Source organism: Bacillus sp. NTK034 (genome assembly GCF_017303275.1).
Taxonomy (GTDB): Bacteria; Bacillota; Bacilli; order Bacillales; family Cytobacillaceae; genus Cytobacillus.
Genome location: NZ_JAFKOJ010000008.1, coordinates 89,434 through 110,179, shown reverse-complemented (window position 1 = coordinate 110,179; position 20,746 = coordinate 89,434). Strand labels below are relative to the sequence as shown.

General features: G+C 42.0%; 18 protein-coding genes. 2 read left to right on the top strand and 16 right to left on the bottom strand.

Annotated elements, in window-relative coordinates; all coding sequences use genetic code 11:
- Positions 1-61 precede the first annotated feature (61 nt).
- From JI665_RS20760 to JI665_RS20740, 5 genes are all read right to left on the bottom strand, one after another.
- On the bottom strand, positions 62-1,240 hold the full coding sequence (locus tag JI665_RS20760) for an ABC transporter substrate-binding protein (protein WP_206843511.1): 1,179 nt from the start codon (positions 1,238-1,240) through the stop codon (positions 62-64).
- Positions 1,241-1,323: 83 nt separating this feature from the next.
- On the bottom strand, positions 1,324-2,385 hold the full coding sequence (locus tag JI665_RS20755; protein ID WP_206843509.1) for a branched-chain amino acid ABC transporter permease: 1,062 nt from the start codon (positions 2,383-2,385) through the stop codon (positions 1,324-1,326).
- A 3-nt stretch (positions 2,386-2,388) separates the two neighbouring features.
- Positions 2,389-3,273 carry a branched-chain amino acid ABC transporter permease gene (locus JI665_RS20750; RefSeq protein WP_206843507.1) on the bottom strand — a complete coding sequence of 295 codons (885 nt, stop codon included), beginning with the start codon at positions 3,271-3,273 and terminating at the stop codon, positions 2,389-2,391.
- Positions 3,273-5,180: an AMP-binding protein gene (locus tag JI665_RS20745; RefSeq protein WP_206843503.1), complete on the bottom strand. Its 1,908-nt coding sequence runs from the start codon at positions 5,178-5,180 to the stop codon at positions 3,273-3,275. The genes JI665_RS20750 and JI665_RS20745 overlap by 1 nt, the downstream gene beginning before the upstream one ends.
- 53 nt (positions 5,181-5,233) lie before the next feature.
- Complete coding sequence (locus JI665_RS20740) at positions 5,234-6,004, bottom strand: ABC transporter ATP-binding protein (protein WP_206843501.1); 771 nt, start codon at positions 6,002-6,004, stop codon at positions 5,234-5,236.
- A gap of 521 nt (positions 6,005-6,525) precedes the next feature.
- Between JI665_RS20740 and JI665_RS20735 the strand changes: the two genes are divergently transcribed.
- Both JI665_RS20735 and JI665_RS20730 read left to right on the top strand, forming a co-directional pair.
- Positions 6,526-6,990, top strand: a complete 465-nt coding sequence (locus JI665_RS20735) for a hypothetical protein (RefSeq protein ID WP_206843499.1) — start codon at positions 6,526-6,528, stop codon at positions 6,988-6,990.
- A gap of 211 nt (positions 6,991-7,201) precedes the next feature.
- Positions 7,202-7,576, top strand: coding sequence for a nucleotide excision repair endonuclease (locus tag JI665_RS20730; protein WP_206843497.1), 375 nt, complete (start codon positions 7,202-7,204; stop codon positions 7,574-7,576).
- 118 nt (positions 7,577-7,694) lie between these two features.
- Here JI665_RS20730 and pssA read toward each other — a convergent pair whose 3' ends face one another.
- The 11 genes from pssA to JI665_RS20675 all read right to left on the bottom strand — a co-directional run bounded on the left by pssA (position 7,695) and on the right by JI665_RS20675 (position 20,577).
- Positions 7,695-8,390, bottom strand: a complete 696-nt coding sequence (gene pssA, locus JI665_RS20725) for a CDP-diacylglycerol--serine O-phosphatidyltransferase (RefSeq protein ID WP_206843495.1) — start codon at positions 8,388-8,390, stop codon at positions 7,695-7,697.
- A gap of 245 nt (positions 8,391-8,635) precedes the next feature.
- On the bottom strand, positions 8,636-9,730 hold the full coding sequence (locus JI665_RS20720; protein ID WP_206843968.1) for a CaiB/BaiF CoA transferase family protein: 1,095 nt from the start codon (positions 9,728-9,730) through the stop codon (positions 8,636-8,638).
- A gap of 20 nt (positions 9,731-9,750) precedes the next feature.
- Positions 9,751-11,319, bottom strand: a complete 1,569-nt coding sequence (locus tag JI665_RS20715; RefSeq protein ID WP_206843494.1) for a fatty acid--CoA ligase — start codon at positions 11,317-11,319, stop codon at positions 9,751-9,753.
- Between the two features lie 19 nt (positions 11,320-11,338).
- Complete coding sequence (locus JI665_RS20710) at positions 11,339-12,490, bottom strand: thiolase family protein (RefSeq protein WP_206843492.1); 1,152 nt, start codon at positions 12,488-12,490, stop codon at positions 11,339-11,341.
- Between the two features lie 12 nt (positions 12,491-12,502).
- Positions 12,503-13,648, bottom strand: coding sequence for an acyl-CoA dehydrogenase family protein (locus tag JI665_RS20705; RefSeq protein WP_206843489.1), 1,146 nt, complete (start codon positions 13,646-13,648; stop codon positions 12,503-12,505).
- Positions 13,649-13,948: 300 nt separating this feature from the next.
- Complete coding sequence (locus JI665_RS20700) at positions 13,949-14,716, bottom strand: 3-hydroxyacyl-CoA dehydrogenase (RefSeq protein WP_206843484.1); 768 nt, start codon at positions 14,714-14,716, stop codon at positions 13,949-13,951.
- A gap of 150 nt (positions 14,717-14,866) precedes the next feature.
- Positions 14,867-15,388 (bottom strand): RNA polymerase sigma factor, encoded by a 522-nt coding sequence (locus tag JI665_RS20695; RefSeq protein WP_312886269.1) that lies wholly within the window; start codon positions 15,386-15,388, stop codon positions 14,867-14,869.
- Between the two features lie 33 nt (positions 15,389-15,421).
- The gene (locus JI665_RS20690) at positions 15,422-17,377 is read right to left on the bottom strand and encodes a DUF6449 domain-containing protein (RefSeq protein ID WP_244671269.1); all 1,956 of its coding nucleotides are present in this window, start codon (positions 17,375-17,377) and stop codon (positions 15,422-15,424) included.
- Positions 17,352-18,248, bottom strand: coding sequence for an ABC transporter ATP-binding protein (locus tag JI665_RS20685; RefSeq protein WP_206843480.1), 897 nt, complete (start codon positions 18,246-18,248; stop codon positions 17,352-17,354). Before JI665_RS20685 ends, JI665_RS20690 begins: the two co-directional genes overlap by 26 nt.
- The gene (locus tag JI665_RS20680) at positions 18,232-18,630 is read right to left on the bottom strand and encodes a GntR family transcriptional regulator (protein WP_206843477.1); all 399 of its coding nucleotides are present in this window, start codon (positions 18,628-18,630) and stop codon (positions 18,232-18,234) included. The genes JI665_RS20685 and JI665_RS20680 overlap by 17 nt, the downstream gene beginning before the upstream one ends.
- Positions 18,631-18,786: 156 nt before the next feature.
- Positions 18,787-20,577: an L-lactate permease gene (locus tag JI665_RS20675; RefSeq protein ID WP_206843465.1), complete on the bottom strand. Its 1,791-nt coding sequence runs from the start codon at positions 20,575-20,577 to the stop codon at positions 18,787-18,789.
- Positions 20,578-20,746 lie beyond the last annotated feature (169 nt).

Genomic DNA, 20,746 nt, shown 5'->3' with positions numbered 1-20,746 from the left:
GCGATATTCCAAGCCTGTAAAAGTTAACAGGAGGCGGGTAAAAAACCTCGCCCCCATCATTTTAGTAGCCGATATAATCAGTGAACACTTCAAACTGCCCGTTCTTCACTTCTGCCAATCGAATTTGGTTGGTGCCAGCATGATTGTCAGGTGAAAAAGTAACTGGAGCGGCTAGACCGCCAAGATCCAGATTTGAGATTTTCTCCAGGCCGGCACGGATTCCTTCACCTGAAGTCGGGTCTTCAGCAAGTTTTAGGCCTTCAACCATAATTTTGGCGGAAACCCATCCCTGGATAAATTTCTGGTTCTTGTCTTCCAGCTTTTCACCCTTGCTTTCTACGAACTTCTTGATTTCTTCCATTCCAGGAAGATCTTCATAAGGGAATGCATGTGTGACAACCCCGATAAATCCTTCAGCCGCATCACCCGCAATTGGAAGCAAACCTTCACCTGCAGCCCAGTTTAAACCGATGAATTGTGTATCAAGGCCAAGCTTTTTAGCATCTTTTAGAATCGTTGCGGTTGCCCCCCAAGTTTGGTTGATAATCGCATAATCAGGATTTTTCTTTTCCATGTTCAGTAATTGGGAGGTTGCATCAAGTGTTTTCAGGTCAACTATTTGCTCATCAACAATTTCAATGCCATTTTCCTTTGCATAATTCTTGGCATCTTCAATTGGGGATTTTCCAAAAGCCGTATCGTTGTATATTAATGCTACAGTAGGTGTGCCGCCAGTGTGATTGTCTTTTATCCATTTCAGTACGGATCTTGCCTGATCTGAGTATGAAGCTGCGGCCAGGAAGTTATATGGGCTTTCGTCAATATTTTTTAGATTCTCTGAGTATGAAGCCGAGATGAATGGAAGTTTGTCAGCTGCCACCTGCTGGCGAAGCGCTTCTGTGTCACCTGTCCCCCATCCTAAAATGGCCGATACTTTATCTTTTGATTTCAATTTCTGATAAAGTTTTTGGGCTTCAGGAATTTTATAAGCATAGTCATCACCGATTAATTCGAGCTTATATCCATTGATCTCCTTTCCTGCAATGGATTCAAAAAATGCTTTTTCACCCTCTGCATATGGTGTTCCAACATCCCCGGTACCGCCCGTAAGGTCAAAGATACCGCCGATTTTGACTGTGCCTTTCTTGTCACCCGATGCTTCCTCGCTGCCTCCTGAACAGCCAGCCAGCATTCCAGCCATTAATGTTGCTGCCAATAAACCTTTCCAAACCTTCTTCATAATGTTCCCCCTCATTTTTACCTCTTTTTTATAAAAATTTGAAAGTTTTACTTTCAAAATTTTCAGAAATTATTACCCGGGAATTAATAAGAAAACGGCCATAGTTTAAAGTAGTCTTTAATATTTTTCCATATTTTCGCGAGTCCCTGCGGTTCATAAATCAGGAATAAGATAATCACTAGGCCAAATACTACCTCTTTCATACCTATTAAGACTGCAGATAAGTCTGGAAAAACCCCGCTCATCATTTCTACACCTGATCTTAGAACAACTGGAAGCAATGTAATGAAAACAGCTCCGTAGATCGACCCGAATACACTCCCTAATCCGCCGACCAGTATGATTGCTAAGTATTCGATGGACACTGTAATGCTGTATAGCTCTGGACTTACAACCATGGTATAGTGGCCCAGTAAAGCTCCGGCAATGCCAACGAAGAAGGAACTCACAATAAATGCCAATACCTTATACTTAAACAGATCGATTCCCATCACTTCTGCTGCTACATCACGGTCACGTACTGCTATGAATGCCCTGCCGACCCGCGACCGGAAGAGGTTCAGGGTGAAGGTGGCTGTAATAATCAGCACTGCAAACATCAAATAATAATAGCTCCGCTCACTGTAAAAGACAAAACTGCCAAGTTCAGGCCTTGATAGAACCATTCCGGCTGTTCCGCCTGTCAGCGCATCCCAGCGGGAAATAATAAACAAAATGATTACCTGTGCTGCCAGTGTCGCAATGGCTAAATATAATCCTTTTAGCCTTAAGGAAGGCAATCCGAATAGTCCGCCTACAATCGCCGTCACAATGCCGGCTGTCGGCATGGCAATCCAAAAGCTTAATCCAAGCTTGGCTGTCAGAATGGCCGACGTGTATCCGCCTACTCCGAGAAACGCGCCTACCCCTATGGAAATCTGGCCCGTAAAGCCCGTCAGGATGTTCAGGCCAATCGCACCAATCGCGGCAATTCCGCAAAGCGTTGCCAGTCCAATGATATAATCGGATGCAAACATCGGAAAGACTGCAAATATTGCCAGAAGAATGAATACCCGCATCCTTACTCTGGAGATTTTCCAGATGGCCATATCTTGTTTATAATTTACATGGAATTCTCCACAATCCATTACAAAAGGATTTCTCATCGGTTACACCCTCTCGATTTCTTTTTTTCCGAACAAACCATATGGCTTGAACATAAGGATAAATACGAGGATGACAAACGGCATAACCTCTTTCAGACCGCCACCAACCAATGGATCCAGATATCCGCCAGTCAAGCTCTCAAGAATGCCGATGATCAGTCCCCCGATGATGGCCCCGGGGATACTGTCAAGTCCTCCTAAGATGGCAACCGGAAGTACTTTTAAGCCGATCGCTGAAAGGGATGCATTAACACCATTTATGTTCCCGAGAAGGATGCCACCAACCGCAGAAACAATTGCAGCAATTGCCCAGGCAACTGCGAAAATCATCTTAACGCTGATACCCATTGACATAGCCGCCTGCTGATCATCTGCGGTTGCCCTCATCGCAATTCCCAGCTTCGAATATTTGAAAAAGAGGGTGAAAATGATAAGCATAGCCACAACGATTAAAAGTGACCATAAATAGACAGGTGCAATGACAATCTCACCAAGATTAATCGGCTGTTCTGAGAAGATTTTTGGAAACACACGTGTTTCATGTCCCCAAATAATATGGACAATCCCAGCAAGAACACTCGATAAACCGATCGTCGCCATTATCATCGATATGACCGGCTCTCCAATAAACGGACGCAGAACAATACGTTCAATGACAAATCCTAAAACGGCACTGAACATAAGCGCAATTAAAAGGGCTGCAATAAACGGAATGTTGTAGGCTGTAATAAGCGTTAAACATACATACGTTCCAATTAAAAGGAACTCTCCTTGTGCAAAGTTGATGGCGTCACTGGATTTATAAATAAGCACAAAACCCAGTGCCACAAGTGCATAAACACTTCCTACAACTATTCCTGTTACGAGCATCTGCAAGAAAAAAGTCATTAAGCTGCCCCCTCTCCTTCATCCAAAAAAATGACTTGAAGTGTTGTTTGGATGGTTTGTTCCATGCCATCACGATACTTGATCGTGCCATTGACCCGTATTTTTTTGTCCTCTGTATAAAGACCATCGATTAAGGCCTGATATTTTCTAGCAACAAACTGCCTGCGGACTTTCTTTGTTCTTGTAAGCTCTTCATCATCTGCATCCAGTTCTTTATAAAGAAGAACGAATTTTTTCACCCGGGCTTTTTCAGGCAGGGTCTGATTGATTTCCTGCACCTGTTTTTCGATCAGTTCCAGCACTTCCGGTTTGGATGATAAATCGGTATAAGTTGTATAGCTGATTTGATTTTTCTCTGCCCAGCGCCCTACATTTTTCATATCGATATTGATCATGGCAACCACATATGGGCGATCCTTCCCGATTGCTACCGCTTCCTGTATGAACGAACTGAATTTCAGCTTATTTTCGATAAATTGCGGGGAGAACATCTCACCTGTATCAAGGCGAATGACATCTTTAATACGGTCAATGATATACAAATGCCCATCTTCATCCAGCCTCCCTGCATCCCCTGTATGTAGCCAGCCATCCTGAATGGTTTCGATTGTACTTTTCTCGTTTTTATAGTACCCTTTGCAGACGCTTGAGCTTTTGATCAGAATTTCTCCTTCATCAGAAATTTTCACTTCTGTTCCAGGAATAGGAATTCCAACACTGTCCAGCTTAATGTCTCCGTCCCTGTGCACAATAGATATGCCTGAAACTTCTGTCTGCCCATAAATGCTTTTCACATTGACTCCTATGCTGTGGAAGAACTCAAATACATCTGGGCCTAAAGGGGCACCTCCGGTATAAGCGCGCTTGATCTTCAGGAGTCCGAAATGATCGCGAATCGCACTGAACATCAGATAATCAGCAATTCTATAGAGAACCTTCGTTCCAGTGCTGACAGGTTTGTTTTCAAAATGTGCTTTGGCTGCCTTCTCGCCTATCGGCTTGCACAAATTATATATCTTTCTTTTTAGCCAGCCGCTGTCCTGAATTCTGACCTGAAAGCGAGATACCATATCTTCATATATTCTTGGAGGTGAAAACATAACCTGTGGCCCAATTTCCCGAAGGTCTTCCAATACGGTTGCCGGCTCTTCAGGGAAATTAATCGTCATCCCATTGTATAAGCCCATAGCAAAGGTCATCATTTGTTCCCCGATCCAGGCAAGCGGAAGGAATGATACATATTCATCCTTATCAGTCAGCGGATCGATGTCTGATAGGTTTTTAGCCATGTCTATCAGATTCCTGTAAGTAAGCATCGTTCCTTTCGGATTGCCTGTCGTTCCTGAAGTATATGATAAAATAGCCACGTCATCTGCAGAACCTTTATCAACTTCCTGTGCAAATAAATCAGGCTGCTCAGTGTGATAAACCCGTCCCATTTGCAGAACCTCTTCAAATTCAAAAAGAAAATCCTCCCGGTAACTTCTCATGCCCCGTGAATCATAATAAATAATCGTTCTGACTTTAGGAATGGAGTCTTTAATTTCCAGAAGCTTATCCACTTGCTCCTGATCTTCTGCTACTATTATAGTTGCGTCACAATTATCAATGATGTAACTAAGTTCAGCAGGTAAGGATTCCTGATAGATTCCGACTGAAATGCCGCCCAAGCTTTGCACAGCAAGCTCACTGATTACCCATTCAGGTCTGTTATCGCCAATAATGGCTAGCTTATCCTCCCTTTTCAGACCTAAAGATGCCAACCCCAAGCTGAAATTCATAACTTTCTCCAAGAACGCTTCATACGTGATTTCATTCCAAATTCCAAATTCTTTTTCTCTTAAAGCAACTTGTGACCCTTTTGTGTAAGCCCTTTCAATCAGCAGCTGCGTAAATGTCATGCTCATAGAATCGCTCCCCCCTCCTAAAAAATAAAACTAACTTTTAGCCGAATTATCTGTTATACGGCATTCTCTTCTCCCAGATAAGCTTCTATGACTCTAGGATTATTCTGAATCTCTTCGGGCGTCCCGTAGCCAATCAGTTTCCCGAAATCAAGAACTGCAATGTGATCGGATAAATCCATAACAACTCCCATGTCGTGTTCAATTAATATAATGGTTGTATTCATTTCTTCATGAATGTCGATAATGTATCTGGCCATGTCCTCTTTTTCTTCACTATTCATGCCTGCCATCGGCTCATCCAGAAGAAGGATGTCAGGTTCCAGTGCCAGAGCCCTGCCGGTTTCGACCCTTTTCTGCAATCCATACGAAAGAGTTCCCACGGGAGTATTGCGGATATCCTCAATTTCAAGAAAATCGATTACCTGCTCAACTTTTTTCCGATGTTCAATTTCCTCTCTTTGCGCCTTTCCCCAATAAAATCCTCCTGCAAGAAGCCCGGTTTTCATTCTGACATGCCTGCCAAGCATCAGATTGTCCAAAACAGATAAATGCGGAAAAAGTTCGATGTTCTGGAATGCCCGGGCAATACCCATACTGGCTCTTTTGTGAGGTTTATAGCGGGTAATATCTTCCCCTTTGAAGTGGATGGAACCAGATGAAGGCTTGTATAGTCCGCTAATGCAATTCAGCATACTTGTCTTCCCTGCCCCATTTGGCCCAATAAGCGAAAAAATCTCTCCTTCCTGCACTTCATATGAGACATGATCGAGAGCTACTACACCTCCAAACCTTAAAGTAGCATCTTTTATCTCTAAAATCCCCAATCTTTCAACCCCCTTTATTTCGATAAGCAAAGTATTTTTTATAAAATTATGAATAGTTTAAATATTCTTTACATGTTTATTTTCTCCTTTTAATATTTAAAATATTTTTCAGTGCTAAGCTATTTTTCATTTCTATGTGATTGGGAATATTGATATGACAAATTCCTTATGTGTAAGTATTTTTCACTATGAGCTAAGTCGTAAATAGTATGCACACTCTTTATGTAAATAGAAAGAAGAATAGCTGAACACAATGTGCCCAGCTTAGTTTGGTCTTAGTCCAGCTTCACCCATTATGAAGGCTGCTGATGCCCCGCTTTTGGATTACTAGTTAAATCACGACTAAATCATTTCCTCTCTCAGATTTTCCTTAAATTTATGTGCTGTCCCTTTTTTGGCATTTTACTGCAGCATGGCAGGTTTGCAACAGATCCATTAATTTCTTATTGGCTGGTGATTAAAAAAGTGCCGCTTACATAACAATGCTAGTAATTCGAAATTAAATAAAAGGAGAATCTGACTTGATCTGTTTGTGTGAAGAGCTTTCCTTAGCCTATTGCGGCCGAGAAAGAAAAATAGCCATATTAGAAGATAAACATACTGTTTTAAAAAACTTTGGTCTAAACGATGAAAACTGGCTGAGCTTTTGGAATATTGACTGCAGACTCCTGACTATGTTTTATCGATCCCTGGATGCGCATTATGAATGGTTTATTGTCGTCTATGATTATGAAAAGTTCTGTTCAGACAGAGAAATAAAAGAAGCCATAATTTTGCATGAAATTGGACATATTACCTATCCGGCTGGAAAGAATATAATCTGTACAGATACTGAAGTTCAATGTGATCGGGTAGCTATTGATTACGGCCAGAAGGAAGGAATCAAGAAGATTTTGGACCTCACCCTTAAAATGGCACGCTCGCTTAATAATGAAGTGCTGCTGAATATGACAAAAGAAAGACAAAAACAATTACACTCTATATAATCCAAGCATTTAAAAATTTTTTCAGCAGTACATGTAGCACGGCAAGTTTTGCATGATCTTTAGATGATCGAGTTCTAAATGTTCCGAAGATAGGAGGGCAACCTGCAGTTCACTAGGTTTCTGGGGCCAGGCAGAATCCCATGATGCTTTTAATGTGGATTACATATGAAATTTATGGTACTCTTTAATCTTAGAATAGGAAGTGATGATATTGATAAAAATTGAAATTCCCGAGCCAAATCTCGTCATTACAAGAAGCAGGCAAACGGGGCAGGCAGGAGAAAGTGACCTTAGCAGTGTCTATGGTTTCACAGATTATCATAAGATACCAAGAGACAAGGGCGGCATGATTCTGTTCTTCGATGCGAATGAAGATCTGCTCTTTGCTGGGAAGGCACGAAAATTAAGGCAGCGCGTGAAAAAGCATTTTGAAGATAATGTTTCCCCAATAAAAAATCATCGTGATGATGTCTATAAAATTGCAGTCATTTACGTTGAAGACAGCATGGAGCGCGAAATTTATGAGACTTATATCATTAATACCCTTCATGCAAAATATAATATAGACAAAGTATTTTACAAATAAAAAGGCCATTCCGGCCTTTTTTTTGTAAAAAAGTATAACTTTAAACTTCGATAACTTTCCTGCGCAAGCAGCCCCCCTCAAGGTGCCGAAGGTGGGCAAGGCGCTTTCTCTTTTCTACTTAATCGATATCTTTTTTGTTTTTACCTTTAATGAACCGGTAGGTCAAATATGCAATGTATAGCGGAATCGCAATATAAATTAAATCGGGGAATGGTCCATAGGAGCCCTTATAAATAACGTACAGGACACTTCCTAGAAAAATGGTAACAATCGTCCCGTATTTTGGAAGAGGAACTTCCTTAAAGCTGGGGATCCGAATTCTGCTTACCATTAGAAAGCATAGTGCAGTAAACACAACAGTTGTGATGATATTGGGAATACGGTCACCAAAAAGGGTCAGTATGGCCATGATCCCTCCTGCTGCTGTTATCGGAACTCCTATAAAATAATTTAATGAGGACTTTGGGGGACTGATATTGAATCGGGCAAGCCGATATGCCCCGAATAAAGGAAAAAGACCTGAAACAATCAATCCAAGAATTCCAAATTGAAAAAAATATGTATAAAAGACCAAAAATGAAGGGGCAACACCAAATGTAACAATATCTGCCAGCGAATCAAGTTCTTTTCCAAGCGTACTATCCGCTTTAAGCATTCTTGCCAGCCTGCCGTCCATGCTATCAAGCATCATGCCGATTAAAATTAATATTGCTGCATTTTTAAATTCGCCATTGGCTGCCATTCCGATTGAAAGAAAACCGCAATATAGATTACCCAAAGTGACTATATTGGGGATTGTTTTAATAAAACGCACTAGTGACCATCACACTCCAAAAATAGAAAAAAGTTTATTTTAATATATATTCCCCTTCATTATACCATTTAATCTCAGCAGCATCCCCTCTCTTTCGAATATTCAAAGGCTAAAATCCATTTGGAAGAGTGACTCGACTTAATCTCGCAAGTGTCACAATTTTTGAGGCATGAAACATGAAGAGTCCCTAATCATCTTCATGATTAGGGACTCTTCATTCTTTCAGGACATACTTTAATTTTCTGTCATAAATTTAATTTCTCTGCTGACATTCCAGCAATAGTGTTTAAGACTTCCTCATTATGTTCTCCCAGTTTTGGAGGGCCATCCACTGCCGAGTCCATTCCTCCATGCATTTTAACGAAAGGGTAATTCCCGTCTCGTTCATAAATCCTCCTAAAAAGTGGAAAGTCTTTTAATTCACCCGTCTCCAATACCGGAGTCAGGCAGCAATCAACTCTTTGCCCGAATTCAGTCCACTCTTTTAATGTCCTGCTTTTAAATAATTCGGTCATCTCCAAAAATACAGGATTATTGCCAGAGGCACGGGAGAAATGGGAATCAATCCAATCCTCTCTGCCGGCACTCCTGCAGAAGTTTATCCAGAACTTCGGCTCTAATGCAGCAAGTGCAGCAAACCGCGCATCCTTTGTCTCATAAATGGAGTAGGCGACGATTTCCCCGCTTAGTACCGGAAGTCCATTTGGATAACCCATTTCTTTTTCAATCAGCAAATGGTTTCCCATGATGGAAGCCATCACTTCAGCAATGGAAATGGAGTGATGCCCGCCTTTGCCGGAAAGCAGGGCTGCCAGTATCCTTTCGCTCGCAGCCATTCCTCCCATAAAGTCCGCTATTGTATTGGACGGGTGAACAGGACGGCCGCTGCGGTCCTTCAGCTGGGAAAGGGCGCCGCTTACTGCCATATAGTTCAAATCATGACTGCCTAAATATTGAAAATCTTTATTCTCCCCGTAGCCTGTAAGGGAGCAATAAACGATAGCAGGTTTATGTCTTTTTACAGTCTCATAATCAAGTCCGAGTTTTTTCATGACTCCTGGCCGAAAGCTTTCCAGCACGGCATGACTTTCAGAAATCAGCTTTAGGGCTGCACTTCTTCCTTCCTCACTCTTCAGATTGAGTGTAATGCTTTTTTTACCTCGGTTGTTGGCGGCAAACACTGCTCCTGTACCCTGTATTTGAATATCCAGCTGCCTTGCGGGGTCACCCGTCAAAGATTCAACCTTAATCACTTCAGCTCCAAGCTCTGCAAGCCTCTGGGAAGCAAACGGACCAGGAAGATAATTGGAAAAATCGATTACTCTTATGCCTTTTAACATCATGCATCCCTTTCTTCCGGCTAAATTTTTCCGTCAGCGAACAGATCCTCCAGCTGCTTGCGGAGCATAAACTTCTGTATCTTTCCGCTCGCATTCCTTGGCAGCGCTTCACAGAATACGTATTTTCTTGGCCGCTTATAATTAGCGAGTTCATCACTATTCCTGCACAGTTCATCCAGCTCATTTTCAGATAGTGCCGGATCTTTTTTTACGACAAATGCTGTGACCGTCTCACCCCAGCGGTCATCAGGCTGGCCAATCACTGCCACATCCAGTACGCCAATATGCGTATATAAAATATCTTCCACTTCCCGGGGGTAAATGTTTTCTCCGCCGCTAATGATCATATCATCGACTCTGTCTTTAACGTACAAATAGCCTTCATCATCCAGATATCCTATGTCACCAGAGTGGTACCAGCCTCCATGCATGGCAAGGCTGTTTGCCTCATCCCGATTGAAATAACCATTCATCATGCATGGACCTTTTACAATGATTTCACCTGTTTCCCCTGCCGGCACCATATCATCAGGATCAGATGGACCATTTTCATTCGGTCTTACAATCCTTATTTCATGGTTTAAACATGCCTGTCCTGCAGACCCTGCTTTCCGGATCTGATCATCTTCAGATAAAAACGTAATGGCAGGCCCCATCTCGGTCATTCCATATGCCTGTACAAGGGAGATGCCTAATTTTTCCCGGCATGCATACACAAGTGCCGGCGCCATTGGAGCTGCTCCATACAGTCCCAGCTTCAGGCTTTCCAGATTATAATCGCTTAAGTTTTCCTGCAGCAGCATATTCCACATGGTAGGTGCTGCAAAAAACTTTGTAATCTTCTCATCTGAAATTAACTGTAATACTTCTTTTGCATCAAAGTGATGGAGGATGGTATTTTTAGCCCCCACATGCACCCTCGGCAAAAAGGCACAGTGAAGCTCTGCACAGTGGAACATTGGAGCAGTCACAAGACCATTGTCACTGCTTTCAAGCTTTGTGGCTCCTATTACGATTAAACTTTGTTCAGCCATATCCCGATGCCTGTGTACAACTCCTTTTGGCCTACCAGTGGTACCGCTCGTGTACATAATCGCGTACAAGTCATTTTCGTCAATTTCTATTTCGATTTCGTCGTGCGATGCTGCATCCACTTTTTCCCGATAGGATGAAGCATATCCGGGTGCATTGTCATCAATGAACCAGAAGGCAGTATGAGGAAAACGTTTAGCAATTGGGGTAATGCCGGATTCCAGCATTTGTTCAAATAACACTACTTTTGGATCTGCATCCTGAAGGATATAAGCAACTTCTTCTGACATCAGCCTAAAGTTGATGGGATTAAAAATGGCACCGATTTTTGCACATGCAAAGAATGCTGTTGCAAGTTCCTCTGTATTAAAAAGGTAGGTTGAAACCCTGTCGCCCTTTCTGACGCCGTCATTCATTAAGGAATTCGCCAATTTATTGATCTCAAGACTCCATTCCTTATAGGTAAGACGAAGATTTTTCCTGACATCATACAGGGCTTCTTTATTCGGAAACTTTCCGGCAGTTAAATCAAAAATTCTCCCAATAGTAGTAGTCATTTTTATTCCTCCCCATTTTTCAGTCTAATCGTTCAATAATAGTTGCATTCGCCATTCCAAGGCCTTCACACATGGTCTGCAGTCCATAGCGCCCCCCTGTTCTTTCCAGTTCATGCATCATGGTAACCATCAGCCGTGCACCGCTGCCCCCCAGAGGATGGCCGAGTGCAATGGCTCCGCCGTTTGGATTAAGCTTTGCGGGATCGGCTCCTGTTTCTTTCAGCCAGGCGAGCGGAACAGGAGCGAATGCTTCGTTCACTTCAAACACGTCGATGTCCTCAATAGCCAGTCCAGCTTTCTTTAACACTTTCTCAGTTGCCGGTATCGGTCCAGTCAGCATTAAAGTAGGATCAGAGCCAACTGCTGTACGGGCAAGAATCCTGAACCTTGGCTTCATTCCAAGCTCCTCTGCTTTATCCCGTGACATAATTAATAGTGCAGCGGCCCCATCGCTGATTTGACTTGAATTCCCTGCATGAATGACTCCATTCTCTTTAAAAACAGTTCGTAAGCTTCCTAGTGCTTCCAGCGAAGTTTCCTTTCTGGGGCCGGAGTCCTCCGATACCGTCATAAGCTGCCCATCAGACAATGTCGCATCTAAGGGTGCAATCTCTCTCTCAAAACGCTTTTCCGCCTGTGCTTTTAAAGCCTTTTGGTGGCTCTCTAATGAATAGTGATCAAGTTCTTCTCTTGTAAAACCATATTTTTCAGCAATGCGTTCAGCTGATAAACCCTGGTGAATGATTTCATGTCTGTCTGTCAGTTTTTCACTGAATCCTGCACCCTGATAACTGGAGCCGATAGGGACACGGGACATGCTTTCGACACCGCCTGCGATCACAATATCCATATCTCCCGCCAAAATCGCCTGAGCTGCAAAATGAACAGCCTGCTGGCTGGAGCCGCATTGACGGTCAATGGTGGTCCCCGGCACTTCAATCGGAAAACCGGCTATCAATGCTGCGACCCTTGCAATATCCCCTGTTTGTTCGCCTATTTGCGAGACACATCCAAGAATGACATCATCAATGAAATGCGGATCTATGCCTGCACGTCCGACAAGTGCCTTTAGTGCTTCAGCAGCCAGATCATCCGCCCTGATATCTTTTAAAAAGCCGTTTTTTCTTCCTACTGGTGTTCTGACACCTTCGACAATGACAGCTTCACGCATGTTTACTCCTCCTTATAAACCCATGTTCTTCGCAATAATAGTTTTCATGATTTCATTTGTACCTGCATATATACTGGCAACTGGTATATCCCTGTATCTCCTCGCAATCTCGTATTCTTCCATGTAGCCATAGCCGCCATGAAGCTGCATGCATTCTGCGGCAATATTCCGGGCGTTTTCAGTAAGCTTCCATTTCGCCATGGAGACCTTTGTAACTACATCTTTCCCTGCCATATGCTCTGTGATCAATTGATCAAGAAACGACCTTCCCATCTCAATATCTGTTGCCATTTCGGCAATCTTAAATTGAGTGTTTTGAAACTGGCTGACCGGTTTTCCGAATGCCTCGCGATTCTTAACATAATTCATTGTTAAATTAAGCATTTCCTCTGCAGCCACCTGGGCAGCGATTGCAACGACAAGTCTTTCCTGCTGCAGCTTATCCATCAAATACAGAAAACCTTTCCCTTCTTCTCCAATCAGATTTTCTTTCGGAACCATGCAATCTTCAAAAATTAACTCTGCCGTATCCTGACAGTGAAGGCCAACCTTGTTTAATTTTCTTCCTCTTGAAAACCCCTTTGTTCCCCTCTCGATCGCAAGCAAGCTTACTCCTTTATGCCTGGGAACTGCATTGGGATTGGTTTTACAGGCTATGATGATTAAATCGGCATGAATTCCATTGGTTATAAAGGTCTTTTCACCATTCACTATGTAATGGTCCCCATCAAGCCTTGCTGTCGTTCTGATGCCGGCTAAATCAGATCCGGCGCCAGGTTCAGTCATTGCGATAGCAGTAATGATTTCACCTTCTGCACACTTTGGCAGCCACCTTTCCTTTTGCTCATCTGTTCCATAAGCAGTAATGTAAGGAACAACAATATCATTGTGGAGCCCAATTCCCACCATGCCTGAACCAACCCGTTCAAGTTCTTCATTAATGACTACTGAGAAGCCCCAATCAACATTGCTTCCGCCATATTTTTCATCAATATCAGGGCATAAAAAACCTTGCTCCCCCATCTTGTGCCAAAAATCCCGGGGAATGATCCTGTCCTCTTCCCATTTGTCATAATACGGATATGCTTCCTTCTCTAAAAACTTACGCAGAGATTCCCGAAAAATTTCATGCTCTTCCTGTATGTATGAAGCAGCCATATTATGATCCTCCGAATCTAAAAATTTTTTGACATAACACAAAGTATTATTCACTGCCTTTGTAAAGGCTTACAATTATATTGTACAATAATTATCTATATTTTTAGAACATTTAAAATTCATTTTTTTAAAATATCTGTCTTTCGTAAAGTCTTTTTTCGTATAAATTTTTTTCGCCTATCATTGTTGTCCGTTGATTTACGCTCCAGGCTGCTCTCTCCAATCAACTAATTAATTAATATACAAAAAGCAACAAACCTTGCGGAAACTGCCTTTGTATAAAGAACCGCTCTCTCTTTATTACTTTGGCTGCATACGGATGCCGCCATCCAGACGGATCGTTTCTCCATTCAGCATCGGATTCACTAAAATACTCTCTGCCAGCCTGGCATACTCCTCAGGATATCCCAGCCTTGAAGGAAAAGGCACCATTTGCCCCAAGGAATTCCTTGCCTCTTCAGGCAGCGAATCAAACATAGGTGTATTAAACAAACCGGGGGCAATTGTCATAACACGAATTCCATAACCCGCCAGCTCTCTGGCAATTGGCAAGGTCATGCCAACCACACCGCCCTTTGATGCACTATATGCAGCCTGGCCAATTTGTCCTTCAAAGGCTGCTACGGAGGCCGTGTTAATAATGACGCCCCTTTCACCTTGTTCATTCGGCTCATTCTTTGCCATTTGTTCAGCAGCCAGCCGAATGACGTTAAAAGTCCCGATCAGATTAATCGTAATGACCTTTTGGAATATCTCCAGTGTATGGACTCCCTTTCGGCCAATCAGCTTGGCGGCAATTCCTATGCCGGCACAGTTAACGGCAGTATTAAAGCTGCCAAATTGTTCAGATGCAAATGCCACTGCTCTTTTTACGTCTTCTTCTTTTGTTACATCCGTTTTCAAAAAAAGAACATTTCCCCCCAGTTCCTTGATAAGATGGCTTGCCCGATCCTCCGCCAAATCTGCAATAAGAACTTTTCCGCCGCAGCCGGCTATTTTTCTCACAGTCGCCTCGCCAAGCCCTGAAGCACCGCCAGTGATAATGGCCCTGCAATCTTTCACTTCCATAGTGAACCTCCTTTTATTAATCAGGTTTTTCTATGAAGACATTTCCATTAGGAATGCAGATTTTCCTGCTGAGTGGCCGAATTCCTGCTGATTATTTATCAATTCCCTGTAATTGCACAAAAAAACAGCTCCCTTTCAGAAGCTGTTTTTCTATGCCAAATACCGATCGCCAAGAATTTCTCTAAGGTGCTGCCTAACCCGATACAATTTTGTTTTGACAGTGTTTGGGTTGAGATGGAGAATGTCCGCTATTTCTTTCTCTTTCAGCCCGTGCTTTGTTTTAAGCAGGAAAACCCTTTTCTGTTCATAGGAGAGGGAATCTACATAAGCATATATCTGCTCCTCAAGCAAATTGACTTCTGCTTCAAGCCCGGCATCAATATATTTATTTCCCATGCAGTTTTCAAAATCAACGGAATCCTGTATTCTCTCATTTGTCCTTCTTTCTTTTCGGACAAAATCAATCGCAGTTCTGGTTGCAATCGAGGATAACCAGGCCCCCAGCTTTTCCTGATCATCAATGCTGTCCATTTTTTTATATGCTTTGAGCAGCGATTCCTGCACAACATCCTGTGCAAGATAATGATCCCTTGTTATATTATAAGCAATATGATAGAGCCGTTTATTGTATAGCCTGCAGACCTCTGTCATATCCACTGAAGGTTTAATCACTTTAATCCCCCTCTCCTATAGGTTTCTAACCTTTTATTGAAGCCGTTCTTTTATAAAGGCTGGAACTGTTTTTTCTGTGAAGCTTTTAATATCAATTGTCCTTTGCTCATCAAAATAGAACGCAATAATATAGTCTCCATCAATGAATCCTTCTGAATTTTTCAAGCTGCTTTCTAATTGTTCCTTATCCGTTAATTTGACGGCAGATTTGCTATTTCTCATTTCTTCAAAAACTTCTTCATACGAGTACCCGGCTGCAAAATTGATATCGATATCCTTCGCTTTTGCAGCCAAAGCATAAGAGATATCATTGCTGTTCACTCTTGCTTCATTCAATAGTGACTTTTCTTCCAGCCATTCCTCAAACCTTGCATAAGAAGGATACCAAGGCATATATGCTTTATTGCTGTCATTATAAAAAATCTCAATGTGCGCATATGGCTCGTCACTTCCCTGGAGCTCTTCAAAGGAAGCAGAATCAACTTCTTCCGTCAATATCTCAATAGCCTCTTTTAGATCTTTATCGTCTGTAATGACCGCCCGTTTATTAACAGGTCCAGTTGGAGTAATCGTTATCTTTGTAGTGTCATCGGCTGAAACCTGATAGATTTCATTGGTAGCCTTTTTGTATTCATCGGATTCATAAATCAGCTTAAGAAATGGCTGGTATTCCTTTTTATTAATCCTGTAATCACGGATTAGCTTTTCGCCATTCTTCAGTTCATACACGATAAAAACTGAATCGCGGCCCGGAATCTGCGCAAGCCTGTTTTCGTCCTTTATAATCGTCTCATGAAATCTTCTGACCAAATCTATATTCTCGTATTCTTTCAAATATAAGGGTTCCTCATGATCGATATCACTATAAAGGTAAAAACTCTCGCTAAAATGAACCCGCTCAATTTCATTGCCCCGTGGTACACTTTTTTCATATTGAGTAAAATCAAATTGGAATAAGACGAATAAAGCCGCCATTAAAGCTGTGTATGCCAGCAATCCTTTCACATTAATGGTCACACGCCATGATTTTTGCAGAACCATTTCGGCAGCCGCATATCCAATCAATGCTCCAAACACGTAGCCAGCTATAAGCCAGCTCATGCCGCCGCGCATCTCACCGAAATATCCCCCCCCTAAAAGCATCGTGCAAAAAGTTACACCATATTTAAAGATGGGTTTTGTAATCGGAAAAACCAGGGCATGGGAGACAGCCTCCATCCTTCTCCTTTTATAGATCTGCAAACCAAGACAATACAGAGACAAAATAAGCAAGAGATAAATAACAGCCTCTGCGCTTGAGGGAGTGCGCATGTTCATCTGAGATAATGCAATTAAGGGAGAAAACTTCTCAAATTTGCTTGCCATATAATATTGGTCTGGATAGCCAAATAAATAGAATGGCAAATTAATAGAGACTAAAATGATCATGCCTACAGGGAGCAAGAGGAAAATATACGTTAAGGCACCCTGAACGGCGGATAATCCCGTCAGCATTCCTACAGAAACTCCTGCCAGGTAAATCACAATATTAAATAAAAGGGTGATGCCCACCCAATTGAATATCTCCCCAATTGAATAGAACTCCTGCAAATTCATGGGCTGGTAAAGGATCAGGACTATTAAAGCAATGAGTAAAACAGGCGTAATTAATAGCATGATTCCTGATAAAGCATACTGATGGAAAATGGAATCCCGCTTGACTGGGAGGCTGTGCATTAAATCGCTATACTGTTTTACCTGTGTGTATCTGAATAAGAACACAGACAAGATCACCGGCACTGATATATTAAAAATAAACTGGATCTGGAAGTTGTATTGAAACAGATTGTCAATGTCCAGAAATTTCCGCTGTTCCTCTGAAGAATTCATTATTATATCAAGTGGAATAGCGAAGAACAGAACGAGAAAATATACAATGGAAACCCAGCCGACACTTCTGAAAATCGTTTTTAGAATTTCCCTCCTAACCAAGGATGTTTTGGACTGCATATCCAATGTCCCCCATTTCATAAATGAAGATTTCCTCTAATGTAAGGGGAAGCATGTCAAAAATCACTGGCTTAAATTGTTCTACATATGACGATATTTCCTTCGCATTTCCCTTTACAATGCAGATCATAATACTGCCTCTTTTTTCTTTATGAAGAATTTTCAGTGGATCGAAAATGGCTGGTACAGATCCTTTAAAAGCCACTTGAATCTTATGTGTATCTGTTTTAAGGTCATCCAGGTCTTTTTCCAGGATCATACGCCCTTTATGCATGATGCCAATAAAATCACATAAATCTTCCACTTCACGCAGGTTATGAGAGGAAATAAGAATGGTCATTTCTCTTTCGGCAACCTCGTCTATAAGCAGGCTTTTCACTTTTTTTCTCATAACCGGGTCCAGGCCATCCATAGGCTCATCCAAAATTAAAACTTCCGGCCTGGCAGACAAAGCAAGGATAAAAGCAGCCTGCCTTTGAATGCCTTTTGAAAATCTATGAATCTTTTTATGTATGTCCATTTCAAAAATTGCAGCAAGTTCCACAAAGCGGCCGTCATCCCATCTGCTGTAAATATTTTGATAAAATTGAGCCATTTGCTTAACTGTATATTGAGGAAGAAAATAGGGATGATCCTGAATAAAAAAGATCTTTTCTTTAATTACCGGATTTTCGAAGACCGGCTGGCCGTCAATAGCAACAGACCCCTCATCCTCCGCATAGATGCCTGCCAAAAGCTTCAAGAGCGTTGTTTTCCCTGCTCCATTTGACCCAAGCAAGCCGTATATGGACCCTTTATTGACTTCGATGGAGACATTTTCGACAGCATCCATCTCCTCGAATGATTTACGTACATTACGGATTTTGATCATCTTCTATCCCACCCCCTATAGCTGCTTCTAATTTCTGAATCATCTTAAATAATTCATCACTTGTGATTCCAAGATATATAGCTTCTGATAAAAGCTTTGAAAGCTCATTTCTCACTTTTTCTATTTTTTCACTGTTCAGATTGGGAGTCGCTGGACTGACAAAACTGCCCTTCCCCTTTATAGAATAAATATAGCCCTGGGATTCAAGTTCCCTGTATGCTTTTTGAATCGTATTGGGGTTGATTGTCAGCTGATGGGCCAGCGTTCGAACGGAAGGCAGCTGTTCATCTGCTGCTAAGACCTCGGTGATGATCAGCTCTTTAAGCCGCTCAACCAGCTGTTCATATATAGGCTTTCGGCTCCTTACGTCCAATTCAAACATGCTTACCCTCCCATCTGTATACAGTGTACTACCATTCATAGTACAGTTAATACAGTAAGATTATATTACAAGTAATTGGAAAAGAGAAGAGGAAATATAAAATTTTTTAAAAAAAAAACTGATTCAGCCAAAGGGCTAAACCAGTTATAAGTATTCTTATTTAGCAGATTTCACATTCACCGGAGGCGGAGGCAAAATCATGTTGGAACGTCTATTGTTTGTTGCGATGATATATACAGCTGCGACTGCGATGCCAACCGCAACGAAGGAACCAAGATTGAAGATTCCTTTTTGCGAATACCATACAATCGAGTAGCCGACTGATCCAGCCAGCAATGCATAATAGAAGAATGGGAACAGAGTCTTACGAATGACAGCGCCTTCTTTTCCGACAAGACCAACAACAGCTGATGCAGCCACCACGTTATGGACACATATCATGTTTCCAGCTGCTCCGCCGACTGCCTGAAGGGCTACAATCCAGGTTGCATCCACTCCTATCTGCGAACCAACATCATATTGGAATAAAGAAAACATCATATTACTTACAGTATTACTTCCTGCGATAAATGCACCAATACCTCCTATAAACGTTGCGAAGAATGGCCAGAATTCTCCAGCAAGAGCTGCGGCACCATTTGCGAGTTCGATCGGCATCTGATTATAGCCAGCATCTCCCCCGCCGGTATTGATGAAAACCTGTACCATCGGAACTGTGAAAATTAAAGCTGTTGAAGCAGCTACAGTTGTCTTTCCTGAATCTGCCCAGGCTTTTTTGTATGAACTGGAATTCATTCCATGAATAAAATAGGTGATAACGGATACAAGAATAAAAATGGTACCCGGCAAATACAGCGGCTGGAAACTTGAGGTGATGCCGGAATCAAAAATGTTTTCAAACTTAACAGTCCACGACTGAAGCCACCCTAAAAATGGAAGCGATTTCAATCTCGACAATACTAAAAACAGACCGACTAAAACATAAGGAGTCCAGGCACGCATCATGGTCATGCTTCCGCTTTTATGAGCAACTGCTTTGATTTCAAGTTTGCCGGTCCACTCAGGATCCCACTTGGATTTCTCTTCAAAATCCCAGACCTGATCCTTAGGAGGCATAAGAAAACCTTTTTTAGCTGCAAAAACAACAATTGCTAAACCAGCTAATCCGCCAATCATAGACGGGAATTCAGGTCCAAGAACATTTGCGACAATTACATAAGGGATTGTCATGGCAAAAGAAGCGAACAGTGCAAACTTCCAAATTTTTATCCCATCTGTAAATGATTTGTTCTTGCCAAAGAATCTTGTCATTAAAGCTACCACAAATAAAGGAATTAATGTGCCTGCAATCATATGGAGAATAGCTACTTGTCCGGCAATTTGCGTTACCAGGCCAAGCAGATTATCTGTAAGGCTCGCATTGCCAGATAAGCCGGTCTGAACACCAACGAGCATAGGAGTACCTACTGCACCGAATGAAACTGGTGTGCTTTGAATGACCATCCCGGCAATTACAGCTGCCATCGCCGGGAAGCCCAGCCCAACCAATAGCGGTACAGCTACTGCTGCAGGAGTCCCAAACCCTGATGCGCCTTCAATGAAAGATCCAAACAGCCAGGCAATGATAATCACTTGAATTCTGCGGTCAGGAGAGATATCGGTAAATCCCTGGCGTATGGTCTTTAATCCGCCGCTTTCCTGCAGAGTATTCAGAAGCAGAATTGCACCAAAAATAATGTATAGGAGTGTTCCGGCGACAACCAGGCCATTAATGGATGCAGCCGCTACTTTTGCACCCGACACCTTCCAGACAAATAGCGCCAGTACAACTGCTACAAGGTACGAGATGGGCATAGCCTTACTTGCCGGCCATCTCAGTCCGACAAGGAATACTGCGACTGCGATTATTGGCAATAATGATAATAAAGCTAACATTCCAGTACTCATTAATTACTTTTCCCCCTTTTGTTTTGTAATAGCGAACAATAATTGCACTTTGTTGCGGACTACGAAACATGTTATATAACTATAATTGTTTTGTTATACAACAATGAACCAAGCTTATTTTTATTATACAAACATTTTTCATAATTTCAATAATATTTGGAAAATTTAA

What these genes read in the sequence shown, in the direction of transcription:
- JI665_RS20760 (WP_206843511.1), bottom strand. Translation starts at nt 1,240, where the DNA reads ATGAAGAAGGTTTGGAAAGGTTTATTGGCAGCAACATTAATGGCTGGA.
- JI665_RS20755 (WP_206843509.1), bottom strand. Translation starts at nt 2,385, where the DNA reads ATGAGAAATCCTTTTGTAATGGATTGTGGAGAATTCCATGTAAATTAT.
- JI665_RS20750 (WP_206843507.1), bottom strand. Translation starts at nt 3,273, where the DNA reads ATGACTTTTTTCTTGCAGATGCTCGTAACAGGAATAGTTGTAGGAAGT.
- JI665_RS20745 (WP_206843503.1), bottom strand. Translation starts at nt 5,180, where the DNA reads ATGAGCATGACATTTACGCAGCTGCTGATTGAAAGGGCTTACACAAAA.
- JI665_RS20720 (WP_206843968.1), bottom strand. Translation starts at nt 9,730, where the DNA reads ATGTTAAAAGGCATAAGAGTAATCGATTTTTCCAATTATCTTCCTGGT.
- JI665_RS20715 (WP_206843494.1), bottom strand. Translation starts at nt 11,319, where the DNA reads ATGACTACTACTATTGGGAGAATTTTTGATTTAACTGCCGGAAAGTTT.
- JI665_RS20710 (WP_206843492.1), bottom strand. Translation starts at nt 12,490, where the DNA reads ATGCGTGAAGCTGTCATTGTCGAAGGTGTCAGAACACCAGTAGGAAGA.
- JI665_RS20705 (WP_206843489.1), bottom strand. Translation starts at nt 13,648, where the DNA reads ATGGCTGCTTCATACATACAGGAAGAGCATGAAATTTTTCGGGAATCT.
- JI665_RS20700 (WP_206843484.1), bottom strand. Translation starts at nt 14,716, where the DNA reads ATGGAAGTGAAAGATTGCAGGGCCATTATCACTGGCGGTGCTTCAGGG.
- JI665_RS20690 (WP_244671269.1), bottom strand. Translation starts at nt 17,377, where the DNA reads ATGCAGTCCAAAACATCCTTGGTTAGGAGGGAAATTCTAAAAACGATT.
- JI665_RS20685 (WP_206843480.1), bottom strand. Translation starts at nt 18,248, where the DNA reads ATGATCAAAATCCGTAATGTACGTAAATCATTCGAGGAGATGGATGCT.
- JI665_RS20680 (WP_206843477.1), bottom strand. Translation starts at nt 18,630, where the DNA reads ATGTTTGAATTGGACGTAAGGAGCCGAAAGCCTATATATGAACAGCTG.
- JI665_RS20675 (WP_206843465.1), bottom strand. Translation starts at nt 20,577, where the DNA reads ATGAGTACTGGAATGTTAGCTTTATTATCATTATTGCCAATAATCGCA.